A 26041-nucleotide genomic window follows, 5' to 3' on the forward strand; every position below is an offset into this window, starting at 1 on the left:
CACCTATACTTTCAAAATAGTCCCAAAGGGACTATTTACCGGATTACACCCCGAGGGTGGCGATGTCAATGGACCCGGCGCTCACCACCACGTCCTATGCGATCCTCGGCCTGCTCTCGGTCCGCCCCTGGAGTACCTACGAGCTCGCACAGCAGATGGACCGCAGCCTGGGCCGCATCTGGCCCCGGGCCCAGAGCAAGCTCTACGAGGAGCCGAAGAAGCTGGTCCGCCTCGGCCTGGCCGAGGCGACGAAGGGGGCGGTCGGGCGGCGGCCGCGCACCGTCTACACCATCACGGCCGAGGGCCGGCGCGCGCTGGCCGACTGGCTGCCCCGACCGAGCGCCGGGCCGGTACTGGAGTCCGAACAGCTGCTGAAGGTGTTCTTCGCCGATTCGGGCACCAGCGCCGACACCCTGGCCACCCTCCACGCCGCCCGGGCCTGGGCCGAGGAGCGAAACCAGGGCAACGTGGCGGCCGGGCAGGCCTACCTGGCCGGCCAGGGCCCGTTCCAGGACCGGGCCGCCCAGACCGCACTCGTCGGCCGCTTCCTCACCGACTACTACCGACTCGTCGCCACCTGGGCCGAGTGGGCCACGGCCGTCGTCCAGCAGTGGCCCGACGACCCCGCGGACGCCGCCCCCGACCCGTCACAGATCGCCGAGACCCTGCGACGGGCGAACTGGAGCGGCGGCGCTGCTCGCGGGCCGGCCCCGCGCGGGACGACGGCTTGAAGCCCGCAGTCCGTGAATCGCCTGGTCAGCTCTTCGTACGGCTTCGGAGCCGCCCCCGGGAGTGGAGGCGGGCCAGCCGTCGTTGCTCCCGCTGCGCCCACCGGCGGACGCGCTCGGGGTCAAGCGGAGTGCCGTGGCCGACATGGAGGCGGCTGGGGCCGAGATCGCGCATGGCGCGCAGGCTCGTGAGGTTGCCCAGGGGGTCGTCATGGAAGGGCGGGTTCGCCGGTTTGCCGGGGATGAGGCCCATGAAGGAGTTGGCCACGAGGTCACCTGCGACGAGGTCCCCGTCATCGGTGAGAACGGAGACGGAACCTGCGGTGTGGCCCGGGGTGGGCATGATCCGACCCGCCAGCCCGAAGTCCGACAGATCGGTCTCGCCGGTGATGAGGATCTCGGGTTCGAACGGGTCCGCCGCGATGTGAAGCTTCCTGTTCCTGTTCATCAGCCGGCCCATGGGCCCCGTCGGGAGGTACGGCATCAGCGGTCGGCCGGTGCGGAAGGGTTCGAGGTCGGCGGTGTGCCCGGCGACGGGTGCGCCCGTGAAGCGGTGCAGTTCCGCTGCGGAGCCGAAGTGGTCGATGTGGCCATGGGTGATGACGATCAGTGCGAGGTCGGCGGGGTCCACTCCGTGATCGGCGATCCGGTCGTGGATGAGACGTCCGCTGCCCGGCGTACCGGCGTCGACGAGGACGGGGCGTCGGCCCAGCAGCAAGTAGGCGTTGACGGCGTGCTTGCCGAGCACCGGAATCGGAATGATCTTCGTGCCGGACATGATGGCCTTTCGTGTACGAGCCGGGGGCGGGCATGCCTCGGCAACCGCGGGCCGCGGGCAGGCCGGCGGGCAGTAAGGGTGGGCAGTGAGGGCAGTGAGGGCGTAAGGGAGGTAAGGGCGGTGAGGGACGGGCCGGCTTCAGCGGAACCGGCGGCGGTATTCGGCGGGGGTTGTCCCCAGGTGCCGTTGGAAGCAGCGGTGGAGGGTCTGCAGGGAGCCGAGCCCGCTGGCGGTGGCCACCTGCGGCAGACCGGCGTCGCTCTCCTCGAGCAGGCGCCGTGCGGCCTCCAGCCGTGCGGACTCCACGTAGACGGCGGGCGTGGTGCCGGTGCGCTGCGCGAAGAGCCGGGAGAAGTGCCGCGTGCTGAGGCTGACGCGCTGGGCGAGAGCCTCGGTGGAGAGGTCGGCGTCGGGGTGTTCGGTGATCCACTGACGGAGTTCGCCGATGCGGTCGTCGGCGGGTGCCCGGACGGAAAGGGGCACGCTGAACTGGCTCTGGCCGCCGGAGCGTTTGACGTACATGACCATCATCCGCGCGGTGGCGAGCGCGAGGGCCTGACCGTGGTCCTCGGCCACCATCGCCAGTGCCATGTCCATTCCCGAGGTGATCCCGGCACAGGTCCACACCGAACCGGAGCGAATGAAGATCGGATCGGGGTCCACGTCGACCTCGGGATGCGCGGCGGCCAGTTGCGCCGCCGTGAGCCAGTGGGTGGTGGCGGTCCGGCCGTCCAGCAGACCGGCCGCGGCCAGCAGATGGGCGCCGGCGCACACCGATCCGGTACGCCCGGCCCGCGGTGCCGCCGTACGGAGCCAGTCGGTGACCACCGGATCGACGACGGCCTGGACGCCACCCCCTGCGGGGGCGGTGACCGCCCCGGACACCAGGAGGGTGTCCACGCGGCCGGTCACCTCGTCGAGCCGCAGGTCGGCGTGGACCCGCAGGCCGCTGGAGGTGGCCACCGGACCGCCGTCCTCCGTGGCGACCTGAACGGAGTAGCCGGGGAACCCTCCCGCGGAGACCCGGGACGCGACCGAGAACACCTCGGCGGGGCCTGTGATGTCCAGGAGTTCCACGCCGGGGAAGGCGACGATGACGACGCGGTGGGGTGCGGGCATGCACCGATCCTCGTTCCCCTGCCCCTGCGTCCGCAATGACGAGGTTGTCTCAGATCCGGCCATCGGGCCGGCTGACGCGGGGGCGCCACGGCCGAGGAGCCCGGCCGACCCACTCCGGGTGGGGGCCAGGCCCCCAGTTCCCCCCCCGCACACGCGGAAGTACGGAACTGACTGGAAGCTCCGAGGGTGTGGGGTGGCTGCCGATGGCGCAGAGATCGTCTCGTTCGGAGCACTCGTATTGCCGTTGCGCCTTGGAGCTGGGTGGAGCCGGTGGGGCCCGCCGATAAATGCCTCGACACCGGTCGCGGTGATCGGGGACGCTTCGCGCGATGACCAGAATCGACGACACGCCGCCCGCGTGGGACGAGCGCACCCAGCTCACCACGTTTCTCGACTACACCCGTGACACAGCCCGCGCCAAGTGCGACGGCGTCTCTGCGGAGAACGCCCGCAAGGCGCTCCTGCCGGGCTCACCGCTGATGACGATGAGCGGAGTGATCAACCACCTCCGCTGGGTCGAGTACTACTGGTTCCAGGTGGTCTTCCTCGGAGAGGAAGACCGGGGTCCCTGGACCGAGGAGGACCCCGACCGCGAGATGCGTATCGCCGTCGACTTCCCGCTCACGCAGTTGCTCGACGAATACGCCGAACAGAGCGCCGGCTACCGCGAACTGGTCGCCGGGAACGGCCTGGACGACCAGGCCAAGCGAGCCGTCCGCGACGGCCTCCACGTCGACCTGCGCTGGATCCTCCTTCACCTCACCGAGGAGACGGCCCGCCACAACGGCCACCTGGACATCCTGCGCGAGTTGCTCGACGGCACGACCGGCGACTAGATCCGGCGGCGACGTTCGCACACGGTCTTCCCCGGGCGAAAACGGGCCCGCCAGACCCAGGGCAAGAAGTGCCCCCTAGCCATGAACGAGCCCCCTACCTGCGGTTTTCCCCGTCAGCTAGGGGGCCTTTCGCTGTCCGGGGTCCCGTCAAGTCACGTATGTGCGTGGCGTGACGGGGTCCTACGTACTTGAGGGCCAGACAGGCACAGGTCCGGCGGCGCCTCCGCCGCCGGCCGCACACCTTCAAGGAGCAGTCATGACCCACGACCTTCACACCCGGGCCACCGTCCAGTCCCAACGGCGCATCCTGCGGATCGGGATGGTCCTCACCTCGGCCGCCTTCGTCTCCGGAGCCATCGTGTTGCCGGCGTCCGCGGTGACCGCGATTGCGCACCATTCCCCGGTCACGAGCCGCACTTCCGATGATCCGAACCGCCTGCCGGGTAGTAATCAGTGCAAGTCGGGTTACGTGTGGCGTGACAGTTTCGAGGGTGACGGTCTGTGTGTTACGCCGGCGGAGCGCGATGCGGCGCATGCGTCCAACCCGAACCGCCAGCCGGGCAGTAACCAGTGCAAGCCGGGTTACGTCTGGCGCGACAGTTTCGACGGCGACGGCCTGTGTGTCACGCCAGCGGAACGCGCTGCGGCGAAGAGGTAGATCGGATGACCTCTGCACGAAGCGGCCCCCTACTTGCGGTTTCCCGCAGGTAGGGGGCCGCCGTGGGCATGGCCGCTCTGGGACGTCGCTTCTTGTGGAGGCACTTCGTTCGCCGGACAGCGACGGGTGGACGACCCTGCCCCTGACCGTCGCTCTGCTTGCCGGATGCGGTCCGGCAGCCGACGACGCGAAGCCGAACAGCAGCACGCCCCCGGCGGCCGTAGACCCCTTGGCGCCGGGAAGCGGATCCTGACGCCGCACGCCCCCCCGCAGTGGTTCGATTGGCGCGGGCAGTTGCCCCTGTCGGAGGCGGCCACGAGGGGGCGGACCAACCTGGCCGGGCAGGTCCGCGGCGGCGGTGAGGACATGCCGGTACTTCTCCACGAGGACCGGGCCTTCGTCGTCTCCCCCTCGCGCGTGCAGGTGATCGACCTTGCCGGCGGCCGCACCGTGGGCGTAGATCGCCCGAGCTGACGTACTGCGCGAGGACGCCGACGGGTTCGTCCGGGAGGCGGTGTCGTACGGCATCGACACCGCGTCCCGCGCCCTGCGCTGGACGCAGCCCGGGCCGGAGGTCGTTCAGGCCGGTGCGGGCATGGCGGTGGGCCTGCTCCACGTCGAGCCGCTCACCTCCGTACCGCTCGGGGTCGATCTCGCCACCGGCACCGAGAAGTGGCGCGGGGAGAAGACCTACGCCGCGATCATGAACGGTGCCGGGCCCGGCACGGTCCGGGCCGCGGGCCCACAGGTCGGTGACAAGGGCGACCAGCTGCTCGACGTGATCAGCAGAACGCCCCGCGCCACCATGCCGCCGGGAATGCGCGCGATGAGCTGCTCCTACGACCGCGGCCAGGCGCTGGTGTGCACGCACGGGTTTGCGGTCGTGGCCGTGGATACGGCGAGGGGCACGTTGCTGTGGGTCCTCAAGGACGGTGACGGGGACCGCAAGCCCCAGGCGGTGACCGCGGTGTGGCACGGACGGGTGCGGACATGCCGGCCAAGCCCGAAGCCGCGCCGCTTCTCGCCAACTCCTTCGCCGGGCTGGTGCTGAACGACAACCGGCTTTCAAACCACCCGGCCGGCGGCTGAGCCGTCCCTCCCGCTGGTTCCCGTGCGGGCGCCCGTTGGACCCGCCGTCCCCAAGACCGCCCGGCCGCCGCCCGTGACTGGCCAGGCCGGCTCGAAGACGGGGCTTCGGGACGCAGCGCAGAGGCGCCGGGCGCCAGGGCGCGTATCGGGTCGTGATCAACGAGCACCGCGGCGTCCGGGGTACGTGGCCCGGCGATCTGCGGCTGCGCCACGTGGGTGCGAGTGACCGGAAGGGATGCCGCAGGCAGGCGCGACTGCATGCCCGCCGGGACGGTGTGTCAGACCACGGCGAGCCGGTCCACCAGCAGTTCCACCCTCCGCTCGGCGTCTTCAGGCGGCAGCCGTCCCGCCCGGGTCAGGGTGGCCAACCCGTGCAGGGCCGCCCAGAACGTCTCGGTGAACAGTCCCGGGTGGACGCCGTCGCCGGCGACCTCGCCGAGAGTCTCCAGCAGGGCGGCGAAGGCGTCCTTCAGCGGCTCGGGGGTGTCCTCTTGCGCGAATGCCAGGCCGCCGTCGAGCTGGAACATGGCGTCGTAGACCGCCGGGTTGCGTTCGGCGAAGTCGAGATAGGCGCGGGCCAGGGCGGTGACCCGGGTGCGGGGGCCGTCTGCGGCGGAGGTCGTGGCCCGCAGAGCCGCGGCCATATCCGTGGCGCCTTCGAGGGCGACGGCTCCGATGATCTCGCGCTTGCCGCGGAAGTGGCTGTAGAGGACGGGCTGGCTGTATTCGATGCGCTCGGCGAGCCGGCGGGTGGTGACCGCGTCCCAGCCCTGCTGCTCGGCGAGTTCGCGGGCCGTGGCCACGATGAGTCGCTCGCGCTCCGCCCGTTCGCGCTGCTTGCGTTCCTGTACCGACATGATTCGATCCTAGCATTGCTAGACAAGAGAGCGGCAGTAGCGCTAGCGTTGCCTCATCAGCTAGCAACACTAGATTTCAGGAGGGTCATCATGCTCAACGCACTCGAGGTGTTCACCACCGTGGTCGTCGGCGTGATGGTGGGGGTGGAGTTCTCCGTCGCCTTCGTCATGAACCGGATCTTCAACGCCCTTCCCGAGGACAGTGGCCAGCTCGGCCGCGCCCACGGGGGCCGGATGCTCGGCGCCGTGATGCCGGTCTGGTACATCGGCTCGCTCGCCCTTGTCGCGGTCTGGGGCGTAGCCGGATGGCACGACCCCGGCGCCGGCCTCGTCGTCACCGCCGGCGCGCTGCTGATCCTCAGCGTGGTCATGTCGATCCTGCTGCTCGTCCCGATCAACAACCGCAGCAAGACGTGGACCCCCGAGAACCGGCCCGCCGACTGGAAGGAGCAGATGAACCGCTGGGACCGCTTCCACTACGTCCGCGTCGCCGTCATCATCGCCGCCTTCGCCCTGCTGGCCGCAGCCCTCGCCTGAGCCCGCGGGTCGACGCCGTACTGGTGGCGCACGATCCCCACTCCCCGGGTGGTGGCGGGCCCGTCCCCGGCCGCGAGTGGGTGCACACCCCCCGCCACCTGCCTGATCCTCGATACCGCGCCCGGCGGGTGGATCGGCACCGGCCCCGCCGAGGTCCCGGTGTGCACCGGGTGTGGCCTCGGCGGAAGCCAGGCCGATCCAGGTCGCGTCCAGCTCCTCCCGGGATGGGGCCATCGCCGCGGCCCGGTGCCGTACCGGTCGGCACCAGGGCTGGCTCTACGGATAGGCCCGCGTCCTCCTCGGGCCCTGCCCCTCGCCTCGGCCGGTACCGCGGCGGAGCCGGAAACGCGTCCATGGCTGCAGTCACCTGGCATCGCATCCCGGATCGCTGCAGGTCAGAGCCCTCGCCCTCGTGTGGCGTCGAACCGGTGCTGCTCGGGCAAGGGGGCCTGTCACGCGCCTGTGACAGTCGGCGGACAGCGTCGTGAAGTCCGGAGGTCAGTCTTTTTAACAGAAGGACAAAGCAGACATTTCACCGCGGTCCTTCAGCCCCCCGCCCCCGTTTTTTACTGGAGTAATTCTCATGGCTCGCACTTCCCGGAAGCAGCGTTTCTCGATGTTCGCCGTCTCGGCCGCGATTGTCGGGGGAGGCGTGCTGCTGCCCACCAGTGCATTCGCTGCGCCGGCCAAGCCGCAGGTCAGTGAGGCGGCCACGCTGGTTGCCGACCACGCGAAGAGCGGTCATGGGAGCAAGGGCAAGAAGGACAAGCGAGGCCACAAGGGCAAGAAGCACGGCAAGGTCAAGGACGTCAAGAACATGCCCGGCTGCAAGTTCTACCAGGGCACGGTGTACTGCGAGCACAAGCCCGAAAAGCCCGCCCCGACCACGGAGACCCCGGGTACCGAGACGCCGACCACGGAGACGCCGGGCACCGAGACGCCGGGCACCGAGACCCCCGGTACGGAGACCCCCGGTACCGAGACCCCGGGTACCGAGACGCCGGGTACGGAGACCCCGGGCACCGAGACCACGGACACCGACCCCTTCATCCTGACCACGGAGACCGGTGAGGCCGGTGCGTAAGCAAGCCCGGGCGCTTCCGGCTTCGGTGACCTGACGGCGGCGTAGCGCCCCGCGCCCGTATCGGTTCCCACGGTGAAGCCTTCATGTAGCTGATCAGCCCCTGCCGACCCTCGGGCCCAGGGGCTTTGGTCTGCCCTGCCGTCTGGGCAGTCCTCCGCCAGGCCGAGGAGCGCTTCGCGCTCGCAGTCGTCGGCGGCCGGGCCCCAGAGGAGCCCGGTCTCGACCCGGCCCGTCATGTACGCGCAGCGGTAGGCGGCGGTCGGCGGCCGTCATTCCACCGGGTCCTTGTCGGCCTTGGCCCGGTGCGACTTCGCGGTGGTCGCGATCAGCGAGGTGGGCGTGTCCTGGTCGTTGGTGTAGGCCTCGCGGCGCTTCGCCGTCCAGGCCGGCATGGAGGCGGGCTTCGAAGGTGAGGTCGGCCAGGAGTGCTACCGGGCCGTTTCCTTCGGATCCCTGATGTGGGGTCAGGGTTTGACCAGGGCCCGGCCAGGGTGATCCCCGATGACGGGGCAGGCCTGGGCGGACAGACTCACCTGGACTTGATCATCACGTTCCAAGTGGAGTTTCCCCTATGCGCCGTTCCTCGGCCCTGTCGCTGACCGCCGCCCTGGCGTTCGGTGCCATCGCCCCCGCGCAGGCCGCCGCCGCTGCCTCCGCGTACGCCGGCACCGCCGCGGACCTCGACCGTGCCGCCCTGCGCAAGGCGATTTCCGTGGGCCCGGACGACGGTGCCGCCGGTGTCGTGGCCGACGTGCACAAGAACGGACAGAGGTGGCGCGGTACGTCCGGGGACATCACCACCGGCAAGCCCGTCAGCCCCGATGCGCACTTTCGTATCGGCAGTATCAGCAAACCCATGGAGGCGGTGATTCTCCTCCAACTGTCCGCCGAGGGCCGCGTAGACCTGGACCAGAGCATCCAGCACTACCTGCCCGGGCTGCTGCCGGAGAACCGGTTCGCGGAGCCGATCAGCGTCCGGCAACTGCTCAACCACACCAGTGGCCTGCCCCAGGACTTCGAGGGCTCCCCGGCCGCCTCCGCCGACGAGGCGATCGAGCGCCGCCTCGCGTACGTCTCCTTCGACGAGGTCATCGAGCAGACGCTCCGCCCCGTGGGCCGACCGGGGCCGGGTCAGCGCTTTCGCCCGGGTGCCCGGCAGGAGTACAACTCCTTCGGCTACCGCGTCGCAGGCAAGCTCATCGAAGAGCTCACCAGGCACCCGTACCAGTACGAGGTGACTGCCCGCATCCTGAAGCCGCTGAAGATGCGGGAAACCAGGGCCGCCGTGCCGGGCCGCAGTACGTCCGTGCCTGCGCCCTACCTGCCGGGCTACATGTCCAGGAGCACCGGCGAGCTGGTCGATGTCAACGTCCAGGGCGGGCTGCCCGCGAGCATGACCTCGACCACGGGTGACCTGGACCGCTTCATCTCCGGCCTGTTCGACGGTCGGCTGCTGCGTCCGGAGCAGGCCGCGGAGTTGTTCGCCGTGCCGAAGGGCAGCGACGGCAAGCCGCTGCCGTACGCCGACGGCTCGAACTGCAACACCGGTCCCGCCAGGGGCACGGCCTGCTTCAGCGTCGGCCTGATGTCCGTGCCGCTGCCCGACGGTTCGGTCCTGTGGGGCAAGACGGGCTCTGATCTGGGGTACCGGAGCGGGGTCTTCGCCTCCCGCGACCTCAACCGGCGCGCGGTATACGCGATCGGTACGTCGTCGTCCCTCGGCAATGGCTCCCAGGCAGTGGCCCAGCGCTTGGCCCTCGCCGCCTTCGGTGACCAAGTGCGTGACTGAGTACTTCGGAATGTTTCGTGAAGCCATGTACGGCGCGAGGGAGCCCCGTACGCGACGATTGGGTAGCCAGTGCTTCTGAAAACGTTCGGCTGGTCGTTCGCGGTCACCGCGCTCGGCCTGATCGCGGCGGTCTTATACGGGGGGTGGGCCGGCTTCGGGATCGTGGCGATCCTGTCCATCCTCGAAATCTCGGTGTCCTTCGACAATGCCGTGGTCAACGCCGGGATCCTGAAGAAGATGAATGCCTTCTGGCAGAAGATCTTCCTGACCGTCGGCGTCCTGATCGCGGTCTTCGGCATGCGCCTGGTCTTCCCCGTCGTGATCGTCGCCGTCAGTGCCGAGATCGGTCCGATCGAAGCGGTACAGCTCGCACTGGACGATGAGAACAAGTACCAGCAGCTGGTGACCGACGCCCACCCGTCGATCGCCGCGTTCGGTGGCATGTTCCTGCTGATGATCTTCCTCGACTTCGTCTTCGAGGACCGCGACTTCAAGTGGCTCGCGTGGCTGGAGCGTCCGCTCGCCAAGCTCGGCAAGATCGACATGCTCTCCGCCTGCATCGCGCTCATCGTGCTGCTCGTCTCCGCCATGACCTTCGCCACCCACGCTCACCAGTACGGCGGCGTCCATGCGGACAAGTCGGAGACCGTCCTGATCGCCGGCATCGCGGGCTTGATCACCTACCTGGTCGTCGGCGGTCTCTCCGGTTACTTCGAGAACAAGCTCGAGGAAGAAGAGGAGCGCGAACACGAGGCCGAGGAAGCGGCCAGGGCGAGCGGCACGAAGGTCCCGGCGGTCGTGATGGCCGGCAAGGCCGCGTTCTTCCTGTTCCTCTACCTGGAGGTCCTGGACGCGTCCTTCTCCTTCGACGGCGTCATCGCCTCGTTCGCGATCACCAACGACATCGTCCTGATGTCGCTCGGCCTCGGCATCGGCGCGATGTACGTCCGCTCGCTCACGGTCTACCTCGTCCGCCAGGGCACCCTCGACGACTACGTCTACCTGGAGCACGGCGCGCACTATGCGATCGGCGCCCTCGCCGTGATCCTGCTCGTCACCATCCAGTACGAGATCCACGAGGTCATCACGGGCCTCGTCGGCGTCATCCTGATCGGCTGGTCCTTCTTCTCCTCGGTCCGGCGCAACCGCAGGCTGGCGGCGGCGGAGGCGAAGGGCGCGGGCTCCGGCGAGAAGGCCGAGGTCTCCTCCGGCGTCTGAGTCGGCCCGCCGACGCGGATCACCGTCCGTCCGGGTTCACCGTCCGTCCGTGCCGCCGAGCGGGGCGGTGAGCCGTGGCCGCCAGCCCTCCTCCGTCAGCACCACCAGCTGGACCGCAGCCGCACGGGTGCGCAGAGGCAGCAGGCTGCCGACCGCAGCGCGGACACGGGCGGAGGCTGTCGGGTCGTCCGCACCCATGGCGACCGTGACATGGGCTGCGGGCCGAGCCCCGAAGCGGCCTCTGTAAGGCAGCAACCCGGGCCACTGGGCATGGAACGCATCAACGATCGGCTGGAGTTCCGGAACGGTGACGGCGACGAAGCCGGACGCCGTCACGAGCTCCTCCAAGAGCAGATCAGCTGCCGGAAAACTCGCCGCCAGGGAACGTACGCCCTCCTCGTCCTGCCCTGTCAGCGCCGATTCCGGCACGAACGGGTAGAAGAGCGAGACGTGCGCCGGCACCCCACGACGCACCAGAGCCGGGTCGATGCGCCACGCCGCATCGAGGAGCGGAGCGGCATCGGACAAAACGATGACGACGGCAGTGGTCCCTGGCTCTGGCATTCCATCATGATCGCAGGCCAGGTACGGGACCCGAGAAGGCCGGACTGGGGTTGCGGGGGCCGAACTGCCGCGGCCGGGCTTAGTCCCGTGAACAGGTTGTCCAAGACGGCTCCGACGCCGTGATCACACCAGCCACGATGTGATCACGGCACTGGGGGGAGGGTCTCGACCGAAGGGGGAGGTGGCACTACCCCCCACTGGGTCTGTGCAGGTGGTGATACCACCACACGTCACCGTTCCAGGGCCGACGATCGGCAAAGGGATCAGGCAGCGTGCGCTTGGAGAACACCCGGTCCAGGACCGTCATTCGGCGCCCGAGCTCAGCCAGAGCCCGAGGCGGCAGGTGTGCAAGGACCGCTTCGAGGAGATCGCGGGCGTGCCTGACATCGTCGAGGGAATGACTCTCGCAGCCACACTCCGGGTCTTGCGGGTAGAGAGGCCGACGCCCGGGAGGGTTGAGGAACGCTTCGTACCGCCGGAGGGCCTGACCGATGGCGCCCGGGTAGAGGAAGCCGGATCCGAGCTCTTCGGCGCGGCGGATTGCGGTGCTGGTGTGGGCAGAGAGCCCATGGATCCGTTCCGGTGGCGGCTTGTCCCACCTACGCGGCCGCCCAAGGTGTCGGGTACGAAGCGCACCCGGCCGCCTACGCGGCATTGGCCTTTCGGTATGCAGTCATGATCGGCATTCTGCCAGCAGCAGCAGCAGCCTCCGAGCCGACCGAAGCAGGGCCCTGGCCAGGAGCAGTGGGACAGCCCTTACCGGTGGCCGCCCTTCCGTGATACCTGGCCCGGATGGACAGCACCAATGCCCGGAATCGGCCGCCAGCCGATCGGGGCCGGCCGCTCGCCGGGGCTGGGTGCCGGCTGATGCGCGAGTGTTTTCGCGGGGCGGGCCGCGGGTGTTCCTACGGGGCGGGAGTCGCGGGTGCCTGCGGAGCCGGAGCCGGGGAGCCGTGCGGGACCGGGGGGTGGCACGCCGCGGGGGTGTCGTCTTCCTCCGTGCGCGGCCAGTACCGTCCTTCGAGGGCCTCGGCGCTGCGGTTGAGCCGGACCAGGACGTCCTCCAGCTCCCGTACTTCCTCAGGGGACCAGTTGGCGACCACCCGGGCCAGGCAGGACTGGTTGACCTCACGGTCTTGGGAGAGCCGGCGCCCGCCTTCAACGGTGATGCGCAGCTTGCGGGCCATGCCCCCGTCCGGGTCCGCGACGCGCTCGGCCAGTCCGCAGCGCAGCAGCGCGGCCGTCTGGCGGTTCACGGTCGAGGTGTCGAGCCCGAAGGCCTCCGCCAACTGTCCGATGGACATGGGGCCTTGTGTGTCGATTCGGCTGAGCAGCAGGTACGCCGACCGCTCCAGGCGTTCGGGGTCGCGCTCGCGCCGGGCAAGCACCTGGTGCCGCGAGAGCAGCATCAGCTCCCGCTCCAGTTTCTCCAGCACTGCGCCTCCCGCTCCTTCCGACACTCCATTATCGCGGACCTGTGAACCCGGCGGCCGGCGGACCCCTGCACGGTTCGGCCCGCGGGCGGGGCGGCGCCGCGCCGTACGACGGTCGACGACGGCCGATGGCGTCCATGCGGCGGCCGGCGCGGCAATATGCATGATACATAGCATGTGTACTATGCACTTCTCGTTGTCACCCCGACGAGCCACAGCCTTAACCCGGAGGACCCGCATGACCGTCACCACGTCCACCGCCTCCCGTGCGGCCGAGATCCTCTCCCGGCCCGTCAAGCTGAACGGCCTGACCGTCCCCAACCGCATCGCGATGGCGCCGATGACGCGGATGTTCTCCCCCGGCGGCGTTCCCGGTGAGGACGTGCAGGCGTACTACGCCAGCCGGGCCGCCGCGGGCGTGGGCTTGATCGTCACCGAGGGCACCTACGTCGGTCACGACTCCGCCGGGCAGAGCGACCGGGTGCCGCGGTTCCACGGCGAGGACCAGCTGGCAGGGTGGGCGAAGGTCGCCGCGGCCGTGCACGAGGCGGGCGGCACGATCGTGCCCCAGCTGTGGCACATAGGCATGGTGCGCAGGCAGGGCGAGGCACCGTATGCCGACGCCCCCGCCGTCGGCCCCTCCGGCATCCGCGTCGACGGCACCGAGGGGACCGGCAAGGCGATGACCCGCGCCGACCTCGACGACGTCATCGGCGCGTTCGCCGACGCCGCCGCGGAGGCCGCGCGGATCGGCTTCGACGGCATCGAGCTGCACGGCGCCCACGGCTACCTGCTCGACCAGTTCCTGTGGGAGCGGACCAACCGCCGCACCGACGCCTACGGCGGCAACGCGGTGGCCCGTACGAAGTTCGCCGCGGAGATCGTGGCCGCGGTCCGCGAGCGCGTCCCGGCCGACTTCCCGGTGATCTTCCGCTACTCGCAGTGGAAGCAGGAGGCCTACGACGCACGGCTCGCGCAGACCCCGGAGGATCTGGAGGCGATCCTGGCCCCGCTGGCGGCGGCCGGCGTCGACGCGTTCCACGCCTCCACCCGGCGCTACTGGATCCCGGAGTTCGAGGGCTCGGACCTGAACCTGGCGGGCTGGACCAAGAAGCTCACCGGCCGGCCGACCATCACCGTCGGCTCGGTCGGTCTCGACGGCGACTTCATCCGCGCCTTCGTCGGCGAGGGTGCGGCGCTCGGTGACATCGACAACCTCCTGGACCGCATGGAACGCGACGAGTTCGACATGGTCGCCGTCGGCCGGGCGCTGCTCCAGGACCCGCAGTGGGCGGCGAAGGTCCTCGGCAACCGCTTCGACGAGCTGCAGCCGTACGACGCGGCGGCGCTCAAGTCGCTCAGCCGCTAGCCGCCAGCCGCTAGCCGCCAGCCGCTAGCCGCTAGCCGCCAGCCGCCAGCCGCCAGCCGCCAGCCGCCAGCCGGAAGCCGTCCGGACGTCCGGACGGCCGGCCCGAGGGCGCCCCGCGACATCGGTCCCCCGAGGTCACGGGGCGTTCGCGCTCCGGTCGGACACCGCGAAGCGCACTTCCCGCAGGACGGGGCCGACCGCGGTGAGATCAAGTAACGCCAACGGAATCACGAGACGCTGGCCTGCGGTCCGGGTGTGGAGCGGTGGAGCAAGAGGAATCCGTCGTCCTGGGCCACGGCGCGGTAACCGCCGAAGCGGGCTTGGTCGAGGGCGTGGGACTCGTCCTGGGCCGAGATCGGGAACCCCATGGGGTATTTGGCATCGACGATGATCCAGTCGGCCGTGAGGGGGATGTCGGGGAAGCCGAAAAGCGTCACCGTGCACCGGTTGGTGAGTTGGGGGACGAGGCGGTTGGCGGCAGCCACGGTCGCGTTGTCGGGAATCCTGTCCATGACGCGGTGTGCGGCGGCGGCTCGTGGTGGGGTCTGCCAGGTCAGCGGATCGGCGAGTCCGGCGAGGGGAAAGCCGGCGATCAACAGAGCGGTCATGGCGCTGCTGATGGCCAGTCCGGTCCGCAGGGTGCGACGGTCCTGCGTCGAGCGGTGAGGGGCCCAGCGGTTCAGGGAGTGGACGAAGGCCCCGAAGATGATCGGCACCAAGACGGCGCTGTAGTGGTGACTGGTTCCCCAATGGGGCGGATACGCGGACAGGAAGCGCCAGCAGAGCGTGGGCAGGGCCAGCAGGATCAAGGGGGAGCGCAGCGCCATGAACGCGGTGGGCGCCAGCAGCAGGATCAGGGTGATGACCTTGGCCTGCGGGGTGATCAGGTCCACGGGCAGGTGCAGCAGGCCCAGCAGGGTGGTGCCGCCCGGTGACTCGGCTCCGCCGAAGCGCTCATAGTGGGAATAGGAATGGTGGGGGTTGAAGGCCGGAATGACGACGAGGACTTCCAGCAGGGTGCCCGCCAGCCCCACGAAGGCAGTGGCCATGCCCAGGCGGCGCGAGCCCTGCCAGGCGATGTAGGCGCCGATCACCATGACCGTGAGGCCCAGATCCTCCTTCACCAGGAGCAGGGGAAGCGCCCATCCCGCGGCCGCGCGCCAGCGCTCGTTGCCCAGGGCCGTCACCGAGAAGGCCAGGAGCGGGACGGCGAAGCAGATCTCGTGGAAATCGAAGCCCACTGCCGAGGCGATTCCCCATGAGGCCCCGTAGCCGATGCCGGTCACGAGTGCTGCCGTACGGCCGTGAGCCTGGTAGGCCCAGCGGCTCAGCGGTACGACGGCAACAGCGAGAAGGGCTGCCTGCGCCACGAGAAGGGTCATCGGCGAGGGGAAGATCCGGTAGAGGGGGGCAAGGCTCGCGAGGACCGGGGAGAAGTGGTCGCCGAGCAGATTGAAGCCGGGCCCCTTCAACGCCGAGACCGGCGCACGGCCATGGGCGTAGGAGCGAACGGCCTGCTCGAAGATGCCGAGATCGTAGCCGGTGGTCAGCAGCCTCTGGTGCAGCCGCACGGACAGTGCCGTGTACAAGGCGAAGAACACCGCGGCCAGGGCCCACGGCAACGCGCGATCGGCGGGCAGCCTCCTCCGCAGACGTCCCTCGCCTGCGGGGGAGGGCTCCGGACGTGTGATGGCCCCCAGCAGGCGCACTGACTGGTCCCGTTCGCTTGACGTGGTCCGTTACCTCGCGGCCCAGGACCATGTCCTCAGGCCGGTACGGAATCGACAATGAACGACATCACGCGCCCGTTCACTCCGGACACGCTGGTGCGGGAGTGATCTTGGGCCTTCTGTGGGTGTACTGGTGCGTTCCTCCGGTAGGTCGCGTGTGCGTGCCCGTGCGGATGGGCCTACGTTGGAGGGAGAGGGATGCCGTGCCGACTCCGGCCCTCCCGTGCATCCCGCCATCCGGCACCTGCTTCCTCCAAGGAGGTTTTGGCATGGGCCCCAACGCTGAAGCCAATGAGCCGTACGGTCGGGAATGGCATCCGATCGGGGCGCTGTACGCACGCCGGGCGCTGGACCCCGTGATCGATGTGGTGGTCGCGATCGCCGACGATTTCGCGAACTGCCCCGCCAAGTACCATCGCGTGCCCGACCGGGTGGCCGACACCCTCGGAGGCTTCCGATCCCTGGTGGGACGGGACCCGGAGTGGCCCGATGCGGCCCAGCGGGTGGCCTTTTCGGGCGGAGTGATCGACGGGCTGGGCGTTTCGGCCGCCGGATTGCGCAAGGCGGCCGTCGTTTTCGTCGAGCAGAGCTCGGCCACGACCGAGCCCCGGCTGCGCCGGGCGGCGCGAGAGGCCGCCGACACCCTGCGCGTGTCGTGTGAGCAGAGCGGGGGTGCCGCCATGGCCCTCGCGGAACGTCGACTCGGTTCCCTGTTCGAGCGTGCGGCGTCCGTGTTGACCAGTGAGGAGGTCACCGGGGCGTTCGGCCTCGCGGGACTGCCCGCGCAACCGGACGGCCGATCGGGCCTGACCCCCTTCCTCAGTCCTGGGATGGTCGCGCTGCACGAGGCGGTCAGACGGACGACCAACGGGACGCAGGGCCGGATTCCCGCGGAAGAGCAGAAGCTGGGAACGGTCCAGCGGATCGCCCGCCACGGTGCGGACGCCCTGTCCATGACCATGGACGGTCACGACGACGGCCGCCTGGACACTGCCTTGGAGAGCGCCTACAACTGGGCGCGCGCCTTGCAGGACCTGCTCGTCGGCATCGACGTCCCCCGGGCCTGGCTGGATCCGCGCTACCTGCTGAGCCTCCAGACCGCCGAGCGGGACATCCTGCCGCCCAGTCCTGCCGGAGAGATCGAGCTGGACATTCCCGCGCTGCAGGCGTGGGCGGCTGCCGCCCCCGAGATGCCTTACTTCCGGGGCACCTTGACCGTCAACTACGAGATCTGCTGCTCCACCGCGGGCTGCTCGACCCGGTCCTGCAGTTCGGGCACTTGTGACAGGTGAAGCGCGGGGGACGGTCCGACCGGCAGCCTGGCCGGGCGCGCTCACGTTCGATGAGCGGATCGCGCTCGTGCGCGCCGGTGCTCCCCGGCCCGGCCGCGGTGACTCCGACCCCGAGACCGCGCGCGCCCGCCTCGCCCAGTGGCGATCCGAGCCGCAGTTCGCGCACGGGGACGGACTGACGCGCTGGCTCACGGACACCGGAGTCGGCGAGGACGAGTTCCGGGATGTCCTCGGCGTACGGCCGACCGAGCTCGTCGAAGGCGTCGACCCGCCGCCGTGGTGGGAAGACCTGCGAACGGCATACGCCCGGCCCGCCGGCCATGACCTCGGTCGGCCGCCGTACGGATTCCTCAACCTGGTCGGGCCGCTCGTCGCCGAGACTCGCAGCCGGTTCCGCGAGCGGCGACGCGCCCTCGTCGGCGACGGCACGCCGTGCTTCGACGCCCAGTCCGTCGAGAGGTCGTTGACCGGGGACCTGCTGGCAGAGCTCTCGCACACCGTCAACCGCACGCTCGTGACGGAGCTGCAGCTCGCCCGCCTCCGGGGCGAGTTGGACGGCCGCACGGCCGAGCAGCGGTTCGAGTGCTTCACGGAGCGGCTGCGGGATCCGCGCGCGGCCCGGGCCCTGCTGGACGCGTACCCCGTCCTGGCCCGCCAGTTGGCGGTTCGGGCCGGGCACTGGCTGGACTCCGGCCTGGAATTCCTCGGGCGCCTCCAGGCCGACGTCGACGCGGTGCGCGGTACGTTCGTCCCCGGCGCGTCCCCGGGCGTCGTGGTGCGGCTGGACGGCCGGCTCGGAGACAGCCACCGGCGCGGACGCTCGGTCCGCATGGCGACGTTCTCGTCCGGTCTGCGCGTCATGTACAAGCCGCGCCCCATGGCCGTGGACATGCACTTCAACGCGCTCCTCTCCTGGCTCAACCGCCACGGAGCCACCCCGCCCTTCCGTGTCCTCGGCGTTCTGGACCGTGGTGCGTACGGGTGGATGGAGTGCGTCGAGAACACCCCCTGCGAGTCGCCGGAGGCGGTCCGGCGCTTCTATCTGCGGCAGGGCGGCTACCTGGCCCTGCTGTACGTGCTGGAGGGCATGGACTTCCACGCGGAGAACGTCATCGCGGCCGGAGAGCACCCGGTCATGGTCGACCTGGAGGCGTTGCTGCACCCGTCGGTGGAGGCCGACGCATCAACGGAGGCCGAGCACACGGCGGTGGACCTGCTCTCCGGCTCCGTACTCCGCGTGGGCCTGCTGCCGCAGCGGAGCTGGGCGACCGCGGACTCACCCGGCTTCGACGCCAGCGGCATCGGCGGATCCGACGGACAGCTCACGCCCTACACGGTGCCGTACCACCAGGACGCCGGCACGGACACGATGCGGGTCGCGCGCAAGCCGGTGCCCCTCACGGGCTGCCGCAACCGGCCGTCCCTGCCCGGGCACGAGGTGGATCCCGGTGACTACGTCAACGAGGTCGTCGCCGGCTTCCGGCAGACGTACGGCCTGCTGCTCGGCCACCGCGATGCGCTGTCGCACCCCTCGGGGCCGCTGGCGGCGTTCGCCCGTGACGAGGTGCGCGTGATCCTCCGTGAGACCCGGACGTACGGGGTGCTGCTGTACGAGAGCCTGCACCCACGGCTGCTGCGTGACGCACTGGACCGGGACCTGCTGTTCCACCGCCTCCTGGTGGAGACCCGGCTGCGGCCGTATCTGGCCCGGGTGGCCGAGTACGAGCGCGAGGAGCTGTGGAACGGCGACGTGCCGGTCTTCACCGCCCGCGCCGATTCCCGCGACGTGGTGACCGGGACCGGCGTCCGCCTCGAGGGGTTCCTGGCGGAGTCCGGGCTGGACCGGGCCGGGCGCCGGCTCGGCAAGCTCGGCACCGACGACCTCGAACGGCAAGTGTGGTTCATCCGGGCCTCCATGGCGACGGCGGAGCGCCGCCGGGACGGCGTTCCGCGCGCCCCGCGCCCGGTACCGGCGGCCGGCCCGGACGAACCCGCCCGCACGGCCGGCGCGGAGCGCCTGATGGCCGCCGCGCGCTCCGCCGGGGAGCGGCTCGCGGGCATGGCCCTGCGGGGTGACGGCGATGCCGCGTGGTGGGGATTCTCACCGGCCGGCCCCGGGCAGTGGTCCATCACCGTCCCCGGCCAGGACCTGTACGACGGAACGGCCGGAATCGCGCTCTTCCTCGGCTACCTCGGCGGGGTCACCGGGGAGCGCAACCACACGGACCTCGCGCGGGCGGCCACCCGGACGATGCTGCGGCAGGTCGAGCGGGACCGGACCCGCCCGTACGGCATCGGCGGCTTCACCGGCTGGGGCGGAACGGTCTACGCACTCACACATCTCGGCGTGCTGTGGTCGGATCCGAAGCTGCTCGGCCTCGCGGAGGAGCTGGCCGGCCTGATCGCCCCCTCGATCGAGCTGGACGATCAGCACGACGTCATCGCGGGCGCGGCCGGCTGCATCGCCGCGCTGGCTTGCCTGCACAGGGTCCGCCCCTCCGCGACGGCCTTGTCGGCCGCCACCCGGTGCGGCGACCATCTGCTGACTCGTGCCCGCCCGTCGGGCAGCGGGCCGGCCTGGCTCAATCCCGCCCTCGGCGCACAACCCCTCACAGGGTTCTCCCACGGCAGTGCCGGCATCGCATGGGCGCTGCTGGAGCTGGCCGCACTCACGGGGCGGGAACGCTTCCGGACGGCGGCCCTGGACGCGCTGGCCTACGAACGCGATCTGTACGACGCCGACCAGGGCAACTGGCCCGACCTGCGCACCCGGCCCGACCGGAACGGCACGGGCGCCATGACGGCCTGGTGCCACGGCGCGTCCGGCATCGGCCTGGGGCGGCTGGCCATGCTGCGCCATGCGCCCGACCCCGCCATCCGCTCGGAGGCGCGCACCGCCGTGGCCACCACGCTGAGCCGTGGCTTCGGGCAGAACCACAGCCTCTGCCACGGCGACCTGGGCAACGTGGAACTGTTGCTGTCGGCGGCCGACGTTCTGGGTGAACCGTCCCTGCGCGCGCGGGCGGCCGTGGTCGCGGCGCGGGTCCTCGACGAAATCGAGCGCGAGGGCTGGATCTGCGGCATTCCCCGCGCGGTCGAATCACCCGGGCTGATGACCGGCGTCGCCGGCATCGGCTACGGCTTCCTCCGGTTGGCCAACCCTGCCCTGGTCCCGCCGGTGCTGCTCCTTGCCGCACCACCCCGGTACGGCTGAGCTGCGGGGGGCGCCACCTCGGGCCGGGCCGGGCGTCTCGGGCCACTCCAAAATATTGCGCATTTATGCCGAACGTCAATATTATTCGATCCACCATCAAGTGGAGGCTCGAATGGCGACGTGGCGTATCGGTGGGACGACGATTCACAAAGTGCTGGAGGCGGAGGTACCTGTTCCCTTCATGGGGGCCTTGCGGACGGAGGACACCGCGCTCCTGAAGAGGTACCCGTGGCCCGCTCCTGACTACAGCAGGGCGGACGGCACCTTCGTACTCTCCGTGCACGGGCTCGTCGTGGACACCGGTACGCGCAGGATCCTCGTGGACACATGCGTGGGCAATGCCCGGACGTCGGTGCCGTTCCTGCAAATGCTGGACACCACGTGGCTCGAAGACCTCGCCGCTCTCGGCTATCCGCCGGAGTCGATCGACACCGTGGTCTGCACCCACCTGCACTTCGACCACATCGGCTGGAACACGCGCCTGGTGGAAGGGGCATGGGTGCCGACCTTCCCCCGGGCACGTCACCTGGTCACACGCGCGGAATGGGACCACTGGGCGGACGAAGCGGACGCCGGCCTCCACGACACGATGCAGCCGTTGATCGACGAGGGTCTGGTCGACTTCGTCGGAACCGATCACCAGGTCTGCGAAGGCGTGCGCCTGGAAGCCGCTCCCGGGCACACCCCGGGCCAGGTCGTGGTCGTGGTCGAGTCCGGCGGGGAACGTGCCGTGATCACCGGTGACCTCGTGCACCACCCGGTGCAGTTCATCGAACCCGATGTGGCCGGTCTCGCCGACAGCGACGTGGCGCAGGCCGCTGCCACCCGGCGGGCGTTCGTCGACCGGTACGCGGACACGGGAACGCTCGTGATCGGCAGCCACTTCCCCGCCCCCACCGCCGGCCTGCTCCGGCGGGGCGGTGACGGGAGCGTGCGGTTCGTCGCGGACGGCCTGCGCTGAACCGTGGACTTCCGGCAGCTGACGTACTTCCTCGCCATCGTGGACCAAGGCGGCTTCAACCGCGCGGCCGTGGCACTCTACGTGTCCCAGCCGTCCCTGTCGCAGGCCGTCCAGGGCCTGGAACGCGACGTGGGCAGCCGCCTGTTCCACCGGATGGGCAGGAGGGTGGTCCTCACCGAGGCCGGCACCGCACTGGTTCCCCGGGCACGGGAAGCCCTGCACGCCCTGGAGCTCGCCAGGGCCAGTGTCGGTGCCGTCCGTGAACTGCGCGCCGGACGCCTGGAGATCGCCGCGATGGCCTCACCCACGGTCGAACCCCTCAGCACCATGGTCCAGCGCTTCACCGAGCGCCATCCGGCGGTGTCGCTCAGCCTGCGCGTCGCCCTCACCCGCGAGGACGTGGTCGAGATGGTGCGCACGGGAGGCTGCGAGCTCGGACTGCTGACGACCTCGTCGCCGCTGCCGAGCCGGGAGGTCGTCCCGCACCACGTCGGAGAGGACCGGCTCGTCCTGGTCGCCCCGGTGGACGGCCCCTTCCCGCCCGGACAGGCGGTTCAACGCGAACAGCTCGAAGGTCACCGGCTGATCGTCGGGCAGCGGGGGACCGGGATCCGCGCCTACGTCGACGACCTGAAGGCACAGGGCATCGACGTCCGCATCGCGGTGGAGACCGAACACCGCATGGCCTTCCTGCCCCTGGTGCTCGCGGGGGTCGGGCTGGCGGTGGTGACGGAATCCTGGGCCGACCTCTCCGAGCGGGCCGGAGCCCTGGTCCTCGACCTGGAACCGGCCTCCCTCCAGCACAACATCCTGGTCAGCCGCAATGCGCAGCTGACGCCGGCGGCCGGCGCCTTCCTGGAGATCGCCGTCCCGCCGGCTCATAGGAGCAGCCTATGAGGGACATCGGGGATACGTGTTGGACCCGGACTGCGCCCGATTGCTGGAATGCGAGCCATGACGAACCACAGCATCGCCCTCATCCCCGGTGACGGCATCGGCACCGAAGTCCTCCCGGCGGCACGGGAGGTCCTCGACACGGTCGGGCAGCGCCACGGCATCACCTTCGCCTACGAGCAGTTCGACTGGTCCTGCGAGCGGTACCTGCGCCTCGGAACGATGATGCCCGAGGACGGACTGGAGCAGCTCCGCCGTCACGACGCGATCCTCCTCGGCGCGGTCGGCTACCCGGGTGTGCCGGACCACGTCTCCCTGTGGGGGCTGCTCATCCCGATCCGCCGGGCCTTCAGCCAGTACGTCAACCTCCGCCCGATCCGCGTGTTCGACGGCCTTCCCAGCCCGGTACGCGCGGCCGCGTCCGGCGAGGTGGACTTCGTGGTCGTCCGGGAGAACACCGAAGGCGAGTACAGCGAGATCGGCGGCCGGATGAACCGCGGCGGCCCCGATGAAATGGCTGTACAGCAGGCCGTGTTCACGAGGGCCGGGGTGACCCGGGTCGTCGACTTCGCCTTCGGCCTCGCCGAACGGCGGGGCGGCCCCCTCACATCGGCGACGAAGTCCAACGGCATCGTGCACACCATGCCGTTCTGGGACGAGCTGGTGGCCGAGCGGTCCGCCGAGCACCCCACGGTCGACTGGAACCAGGAGCACATCGACGCGCTGGCCGCCAAGTTCGTCCTCGAACCCGCCCGCTTCGACGTCGTCGTCGCCTCCAACCTCTTCGGGGACATCCTCAGCGACCTGGCGGCGGCCGTGGCCGGCGGCATCGGCATCGCCCCGTCCGCCAACCTCAACCCGGAGGGCGCGTACCCGTCCATGTTCGAACCGGTCCACGGATCCGCCCCCGACATCGCCGGGCAGGGCGTCGCCAATCCGATCGGCGCGATCTGGTCCGCCGCCATGATGCTCGACCACCTCGGCCACCCCGAGGCTGCGGCCGACGTCACCGACGCCATCGCCCGCGTCCTGGCCACCACCTCGCTGCGCACGCGCGACCTCGGCGGCTGCGCCTCCACCGCCGAATTCACATCCGCCGTCCTCCGGCACCTCTGACAGGACGGCGAGGCCGGGCACCGCCCTCATCCGATGGTTCGTCCCAGTGGAGCAGCCGTACCGCTCCCGGTGCTCGGTCGCACACCGGGCCGTCACGTCGGCCACCCGGTTCGTCCGCCGTCCGCTTCCCCCTCGCCCCCACGATCGGGGAGCCTGGGATGGCGGTCACCGGCGGTGGCCTTGGCCACCATCTCGGCCAGCAGTGTGCAGGCCCGCGCGATCTCCTTCTGGGTCTGGTTGCGCTGGCTGACGGCGGCCGCGACCAGCAGCGCGGTCAGCGAGGAAGAACCGTTGAACGCCTGCAGGGTGATCATGTTGGTGAGCAGGTCATGACCGGCGAACGGGCCCGAGCCGCGGGCGGCGGCGACGATGGCGAAGGTCGACACGGACAGGGCACAGAGCGCAGCCCCGGCCAGCTGGAAGCGGAAGGCCGCCCAGATCAGCAGCGGGAAGCCGAGGAACATGAGCGGCGTGTTGCTGATCTCGAGGAAACCGACGCAGACGGTGGCTGCCAGAAGCAGCAGTCCCTCCGCCCAACGGGACGGCCGCGCATCCTTCGGCCAGCGTGCGAAGCGGAGAACGAGCAGGACGGGCGTCACCACCAGTACGCCCATCGCGTCGCCCGTCCACCAGACCGACCACGTCGGCCAGAATTCCTCGGCGCTCAGCGCACCGGCCAGGGCCAGCGTCCCGCTGCCCACCGTCGCGCTGATCAGCATCCCGGTGAGCGCACCGAGAAAGATCAGCCCCAGCACATCCTGCAGACGGTCCAATTCGTTGCGGAACCCCGTGCGACGGAGCAGCGCGTACGAGCAAAGGGGGGCGAGCGTATTTCCCGCCACGATCGCGAGCACGGCCGGGATCGAGGGGCCGAGCGGGACGTTGACCAGGAACGCGCCCAGCGCGATCCCGGGCCAGACCCGCGGACTCCATAGGAGCAGGCTCGCCAGGGCGATACCGGTCGGCGGCCACAGGGGGGTGACCTGGCCTCCCACCAGTTGCTGGATCAGTCCCAGCGTGGCTGAGCCGTAGTACAGCGCGGCGACGGCGCAGATCTCCAGGGCGGTCAGGCCGGCCTGCCGGAGCCGTTCAGGCCGCGCGGCAGTCATCAGGCGACACCTCCGCATCGACATCGCCCCGACGTCCATCATCCGTCGGATCCCCCGGATCCTCCAGGGCACTGTCGAGCCGGAAGTGAGAGACACGGGGATCAGAGGCGCGGGGTGCGCAGGGCGAGGATGGCCAGGTCGTCGTGACCGTCGCTCGGGTGGTGATCGGCCAGGGCCTGGACGAACTCCTGCAGGGGCAGGGCGGCGTACCTGGCGGCGAGATCGGTGAGCCGGTCGAGACTCTCGTCGATGGGGTGATCGGGATGTTCGACCAGCCCGTCCGTGAAGAAGACCACGGTGGACTCCGGAGGCAGGAAGCGGGAATGGTCGGGGCGTGGCTGCTCGGGGTCGACCCCGAGCGGTACCCCGGGCTCGGCGAAGAGGTACTCCGGTGGGTGCCCGGGGGCGATCAGCAGCGGTGGGAGGTGGCCCGCGCTGCTCCAGTGGAGTCGCCAGCCCGGTTCCTCGGGTGCGATGCGCGCCAGGGTCGTGGTGGTGACGGGATTGCTCGTGATGGCCTGCAGGGTGCGGTCGAGCTGGGCGAGGATGGCGCTGGGCGGGTTGCTCTGGTCGAACAGCAGGGCCCGCAGCATGTTGCGGGTGGAGGCCATGGAGGCCGCGGCCTCCAGGTCGTGACCGACCACATCACCGATGACGACCGCCACGATGTTGTCGGCCAGCGGGATGGCGTCGTACCAGTCCCCGCCGAGTTGACTGGGCTCGGCGGCGGGCCGGTAGATGGCGGCGGCGGTGAAGGGCCGCAGGTCCGGCAGGGTAGGCAGCAGAAGCCGTTGGAATTGCTCGGCTCCGAGGCGAACACGTTCAAACAGCCGGACCTTCTCGATCGCGATTCCGGCGGCACTGGCCAGGGCGACGACGACGTTCTCGTCATGGACGTCGAAGGGATGTCCGTCGCGCCGCTCGGAGAGGTAGAGGTCGCCGTAGATCTCGCCGCGGACGCTGATGGCGACGCCGAGCAGGGTGTGCATGAGCGGATGGCCGGACGGGAACCCGGCAGACGACGGATGGGCCGAGATGCTGTCGACCCGCAGGGGTTCGGGGTGGTGGATCAGGTGCCCGAGGACACCCATACCGCGGGGCAGACCCGTCTCGGCCAGATCGGCCCGTTCCTGCTCGGAGAGGCCGGCGGTGATGAACTGCTCCAAGTGCTCGCCGGACTCGCTGAGTACGCCCAGTGCCCCGTAGCGGGCGCCGACCAGGTCCATGGCGGTGGTCACGATGCGGTGCAGCACGTCGGGCAGCTCCACCTCCTGGCTGATGGACACCACCGCATCCAGCAGGCCCTGGAGCCGGTCCATGGCGGCCAGCAGGGAGCGAAGTTGCTCGTCGATCCTGGCCAACTCGGTACGCAGCCGCACGTGCAGGTCGGGAAGGTGCGGCTGCCCCCCGTGTTTCCCTTCCTCGTCCCCTGCCATCACGAGCGCTCGGCGTCAGGATTGCTCCGCTTCCGCGCCGACGTCCTCGGGTCTGCCTGCAGGGCAGGACGGATCCGCTCGTACAACCCCTCACCTGAGCGGCGCATCCCGGTCTCCTGACACGACCCTGATCAATCGAGACCACAGCCTGGCACGGCTGTACAGGCAAAACGGTCATTACTCCGAAGGCGGCATGCCACTCCGGGTTCGGGGGGCAGACGGTGGACGAC

The 26041-nt window shown here is 70.2% G+C and carries 23 protein-coding genes; 14 read left to right on the top strand and 9 right to left on the bottom strand.

Features of this window, described 5'->3' with window-relative positions; genetic code table 11:
• The first annotated feature begins 62 nt into the window (after positions 1–62).
• Positions 63–731, top strand: a complete 669-nt coding sequence (locus OG472_RS37820; RefSeq protein ID WP_405835007.1) for a PadR family transcriptional regulator — start codon at positions 63–65, stop codon at positions 729–731.
• 25 nt (positions 732–756) lie between these two features.
• Here OG472_RS37820 and OG472_RS37825 read toward each other — a convergent pair whose 3' ends face one another.
• Both OG472_RS37825 and OG472_RS37830 read right to left on the bottom strand, forming a co-directional pair.
• Complete coding sequence (locus tag OG472_RS37825; RefSeq protein ID WP_405942639.1) at positions 757–1506, bottom strand: MBL fold metallo-hydrolase; 750 nt, start codon at positions 1504–1506, stop codon at positions 757–759.
• Between the two features lie 138 nt (positions 1507–1644).
• Entirely contained in the window at positions 1645–2625 is a 981-nt protein-coding gene (locus OG472_RS37830; RefSeq protein ID WP_405942640.1) for a GlxA family transcriptional regulator, read from the bottom strand.
• Between the two features lie 329 nt (positions 2626–2954).
• Between OG472_RS37830 and OG472_RS37835 the strand changes: the two genes are divergently transcribed.
• The 3 genes from OG472_RS37835 to OG472_RS37845 all read left to right on the top strand — a co-directional run bounded on the left by OG472_RS37835 (position 2955) and on the right by OG472_RS37845 (position 5170).
• Entirely contained in the window at positions 2955–3461 is a 507-nt protein-coding gene (locus tag OG472_RS37835) for a DinB family protein (protein WP_401605916.1), read from the top strand.
• A 256-nt stretch (positions 3462–3717) separates the two neighbouring features.
• A complete protein-coding gene (locus OG472_RS37840; RefSeq protein WP_405942641.1) occupies positions 3718–4119 on the top strand; it encodes a hypothetical protein in 402 nt (133 codons plus the stop codon).
• A 514-nt stretch (positions 4120–4633) separates the two neighbouring features.
• Positions 4634–5170, top strand: coding sequence for a hypothetical protein (locus OG472_RS37845; protein ID WP_405942642.1), 537 nt, complete (start codon positions 4634–4636; stop codon positions 5168–5170).
• Positions 5171–5486: 316 nt separating this feature from the next.
• Here OG472_RS37845 and OG472_RS37850 read toward each other — a convergent pair whose 3' ends face one another.
• Positions 5487–6065 (bottom strand): TetR/AcrR family transcriptional regulator, encoded by a 579-nt coding sequence (locus OG472_RS37850; protein ID WP_405942643.1) that lies wholly within the window; start codon positions 6063–6065, stop codon positions 5487–5489.
• Between the two features lie 90 nt (positions 6066–6155).
• Here OG472_RS37850 and OG472_RS37855 point away from each other — a divergent pair, with 90 nt between their 5' ends.
• Positions 6156–6602, top strand: coding sequence for an anthrone oxygenase family protein (locus tag OG472_RS37855; RefSeq protein WP_401605928.1), 447 nt, complete (start codon positions 6156–6158; stop codon positions 6600–6602).
• A 583-nt stretch (positions 6603–7185) separates the two neighbouring features.
• Positions 7186–7686 carry a hypothetical protein gene (locus OG472_RS37860; RefSeq protein WP_405942644.1) on the top strand — a complete coding sequence of 167 codons (501 nt, stop codon included), beginning with the start codon at positions 7186–7188 and terminating at the stop codon, positions 7684–7686.
• Positions 7687–7955: 269 nt separating this feature from the next.
• Here the strand turns inward: OG472_RS37860 and OG472_RS37865 are convergent, their stop codons facing one another.
• Positions 7956–8078: a hypothetical protein gene (locus OG472_RS37865; protein WP_405833570.1), complete on the bottom strand. Its 123-nt coding sequence runs from the start codon at positions 8076–8078 to the stop codon at positions 7956–7958.
• 179 nt (positions 8079–8257) lie between these two features.
• Between OG472_RS37865 and OG472_RS37870 the strand changes: the two genes are divergently transcribed.
• Together OG472_RS37870 and OG472_RS37875 are read left to right on the top strand one after the other, a co-directional pair.
• On the top strand, positions 8258–9475 hold the full coding sequence (locus tag OG472_RS37870; RefSeq protein ID WP_405942645.1) for a serine hydrolase domain-containing protein: 1218 nt from the start codon (positions 8258–8260) through the stop codon (positions 9473–9475).
• 69 nt (positions 9476–9544) lie between these two features.
• The gene (locus tag OG472_RS37875) at positions 9545–10693 is read left to right on the top strand and encodes a DUF475 domain-containing protein (protein ID WP_401605939.1); all 1149 of its coding nucleotides are present in this window, start codon (positions 9545–9547) and stop codon (positions 10691–10693) included.
• Between the two features lie 36 nt (positions 10694–10729).
• Here OG472_RS37875 and OG472_RS37880 read toward each other — a convergent pair whose 3' ends face one another.
• Entirely contained in the window at positions 10730–11257 is a 528-nt protein-coding gene (locus OG472_RS37880) for a 2'-5' RNA ligase family protein (protein ID WP_405942646.1), read from the bottom strand.
• Positions 11258–12162: 905 nt separating this feature from the next.
• Complete coding sequence (locus OG472_RS37885) at positions 12163–12666, bottom strand: MarR family winged helix-turn-helix transcriptional regulator (protein ID WP_405943240.1); 504 nt, start codon at positions 12664–12666, stop codon at positions 12163–12165.
• A 262-nt stretch (positions 12667–12928) separates the two neighbouring features.
• Between OG472_RS37885 and OG472_RS37890 the strand changes: the two genes are divergently transcribed.
• Entirely contained in the window at positions 12929–14059 is a 1131-nt protein-coding gene (locus tag OG472_RS37890) for an NADH:flavin oxidoreductase (RefSeq protein WP_401605944.1), read from the top strand.
• A 227-nt stretch (positions 14060–14286) separates the two neighbouring features.
• On the opposite strand, the gene OG472_RS37895 is transcribed toward OG472_RS37890, so the two are convergent.
• On the bottom strand, positions 14287–15660 hold the full coding sequence (locus tag OG472_RS37895) for a DUF2079 domain-containing protein (RefSeq protein WP_405942647.1): 1374 nt from the start codon (positions 15658–15660) through the stop codon (positions 14287–14289).
• 332 nt (positions 15661–15992) lie between these two features.
• On the opposite strand from OG472_RS37895, the gene OG472_RS37900 reads away from it, so the two are divergent.
• From OG472_RS37900 to OG472_RS37920, 5 genes are all read left to right on the top strand, one after another.
• Complete coding sequence (locus OG472_RS37900; RefSeq protein WP_401605948.1) at positions 15993–17081, top strand: mersacidin/lichenicidin family type 2 lantibiotic; 1089 nt, start codon at positions 15993–15995, stop codon at positions 17079–17081.
• Positions 17082–17148: 67 nt separating this feature from the next.
• Positions 17149–20295, top strand: a complete 3147-nt coding sequence (locus OG472_RS37905; protein WP_405942648.1) for a type 2 lanthipeptide synthetase LanM family protein — start codon at positions 17149–17151, stop codon at positions 20293–20295.
• 181 nt (positions 20296–20476) lie between these two features.
• Complete coding sequence (locus OG472_RS37910; protein WP_405942649.1) at positions 20477–21256, top strand: MBL fold metallo-hydrolase; 780 nt, start codon at positions 20477–20479, stop codon at positions 21254–21256.
• A gap of 3 nt (positions 21257–21259) precedes the next feature.
• Positions 21260–22153, top strand: coding sequence for a LysR family transcriptional regulator (locus OG472_RS37915; protein WP_405942650.1), 894 nt, complete (start codon positions 21260–21262; stop codon positions 22151–22153).
• Between the two features lie 57 nt (positions 22154–22210).
• Positions 22211–23266: a tartrate dehydrogenase gene (locus OG472_RS37920; RefSeq protein WP_405833582.1), complete on the top strand. Its 1056-nt coding sequence runs from the start codon at positions 22211–22213 to the stop codon at positions 23264–23266.
• Positions 23267–23358: 92 nt separating this feature from the next.
• On the opposite strand, the gene OG472_RS37925 is transcribed toward OG472_RS37920, so the two are convergent.
• Together OG472_RS37925 and OG472_RS37930 are read right to left on the bottom strand one after the other, a co-directional pair.
• Positions 23359–24375, bottom strand: a complete 1017-nt coding sequence (locus tag OG472_RS37925; protein ID WP_401605958.1) for an MASE1 domain-containing protein — start codon at positions 24373–24375, stop codon at positions 23359–23361.
• A 101-nt stretch (positions 24376–24476) separates the two neighbouring features.
• Positions 24477–25754, bottom strand: coding sequence for a PP2C family protein-serine/threonine phosphatase (locus OG472_RS37930; protein WP_405942651.1), 1278 nt, complete (start codon positions 25752–25754; stop codon positions 24477–24479).
• Positions 25755–26041 lie beyond the last annotated feature (287 nt).

Source organism: Streptomyces sp. NBC_00207 (assembly GCF_045160965.1).
Taxonomy (GTDB): Bacteria; Actinomycetota; Actinomycetes; order Streptomycetales; family Streptomycetaceae; genus Streptomyces.

Bases quoted from the DNA above. Each gene is read 5' to 3' on its own strand.
- OG472_RS37820 (WP_405835007.1), top strand. From the start codon at position 63: ATGTCAATGGACCCGGCGCTCACCACCACGTCCTATGCGATCCTCGGC.
- OG472_RS37840 (WP_405942641.1), top strand. From the start codon at position 3,718: ATGACCCACGACCTTCACACCCGGGCCACCGTCCAGTCCCAACGGCGC.
- OG472_RS37850 (WP_405942643.1), bottom strand. From the start codon at position 6,065: ATGTCGGTACAGGAACGCAAGCAGCGCGAACGGGCGGAGCGCGAGCGA.
- OG472_RS37825 (WP_405942639.1), bottom strand. From the start codon at position 1,506: ATGTCCGGCACGAAGATCATTCCGATTCCGGTGCTCGGCAAGCACGCC.
- OG472_RS37855 (WP_401605928.1), top strand. From the start codon at position 6,156: ATGCTCAACGCACTCGAGGTGTTCACCACCGTGGTCGTCGGCGTGATG.
- OG472_RS37885 (WP_405943240.1), bottom strand. From the start codon at position 12,666: ATGCTGCTCTCGCGGCACCAGGTGCTTGCCCGGCGCGAGCGCGACCCC.
- OG472_RS37880 (WP_405942646.1), bottom strand. From the start codon at position 11,257: ATGCCAGAGCCAGGGACCACTGCCGTCGTCATCGTTTTGTCCGATGCC.
- OG472_RS37925 (WP_401605958.1), bottom strand. From the start codon at position 24,375: ATGACTGCCGCGCGGCCTGAACGGCTCCGGCAGGCCGGCCTGACCGCC.
- OG472_RS37830 (WP_405942640.1), bottom strand. From the start codon at position 2,625: ATGCCCGCACCCCACCGCGTCGTCATCGTCGCCTTCCCCGGCGTGGAA.
- OG472_RS37910 (WP_405942649.1), top strand. From the start codon at position 20,477: ATGGGGGCCTTGCGGACGGAGGACACCGCGCTCCTGAAGAGGTACCCG.
- OG472_RS37920 (WP_405833582.1), top strand. From the start codon at position 22,211: ATGACGAACCACAGCATCGCCCTCATCCCCGGTGACGGCATCGGCACC.
- OG472_RS37860 (WP_405942644.1), top strand. From the start codon at position 7,186: ATGGCTCGCACTTCCCGGAAGCAGCGTTTCTCGATGTTCGCCGTCTCG.
- OG472_RS37870 (WP_405942645.1), top strand. From the start codon at position 8,258: ATGCGCCGTTCCTCGGCCCTGTCGCTGACCGCCGCCCTGGCGTTCGGT.
- OG472_RS37890 (WP_401605944.1), top strand. From the start codon at position 12,929: ATGACCGTCACCACGTCCACCGCCTCCCGTGCGGCCGAGATCCTCTCC.
- OG472_RS37835 (WP_401605916.1), top strand. From the start codon at position 2,955: ATGACCAGAATCGACGACACGCCGCCCGCGTGGGACGAGCGCACCCAG.
- OG472_RS37865 (WP_405833570.1), bottom strand. From the start codon at position 8,078: ATGCCGGCCTGGACGGCGAAGCGCCGCGAGGCCTACACCAACGACCAG.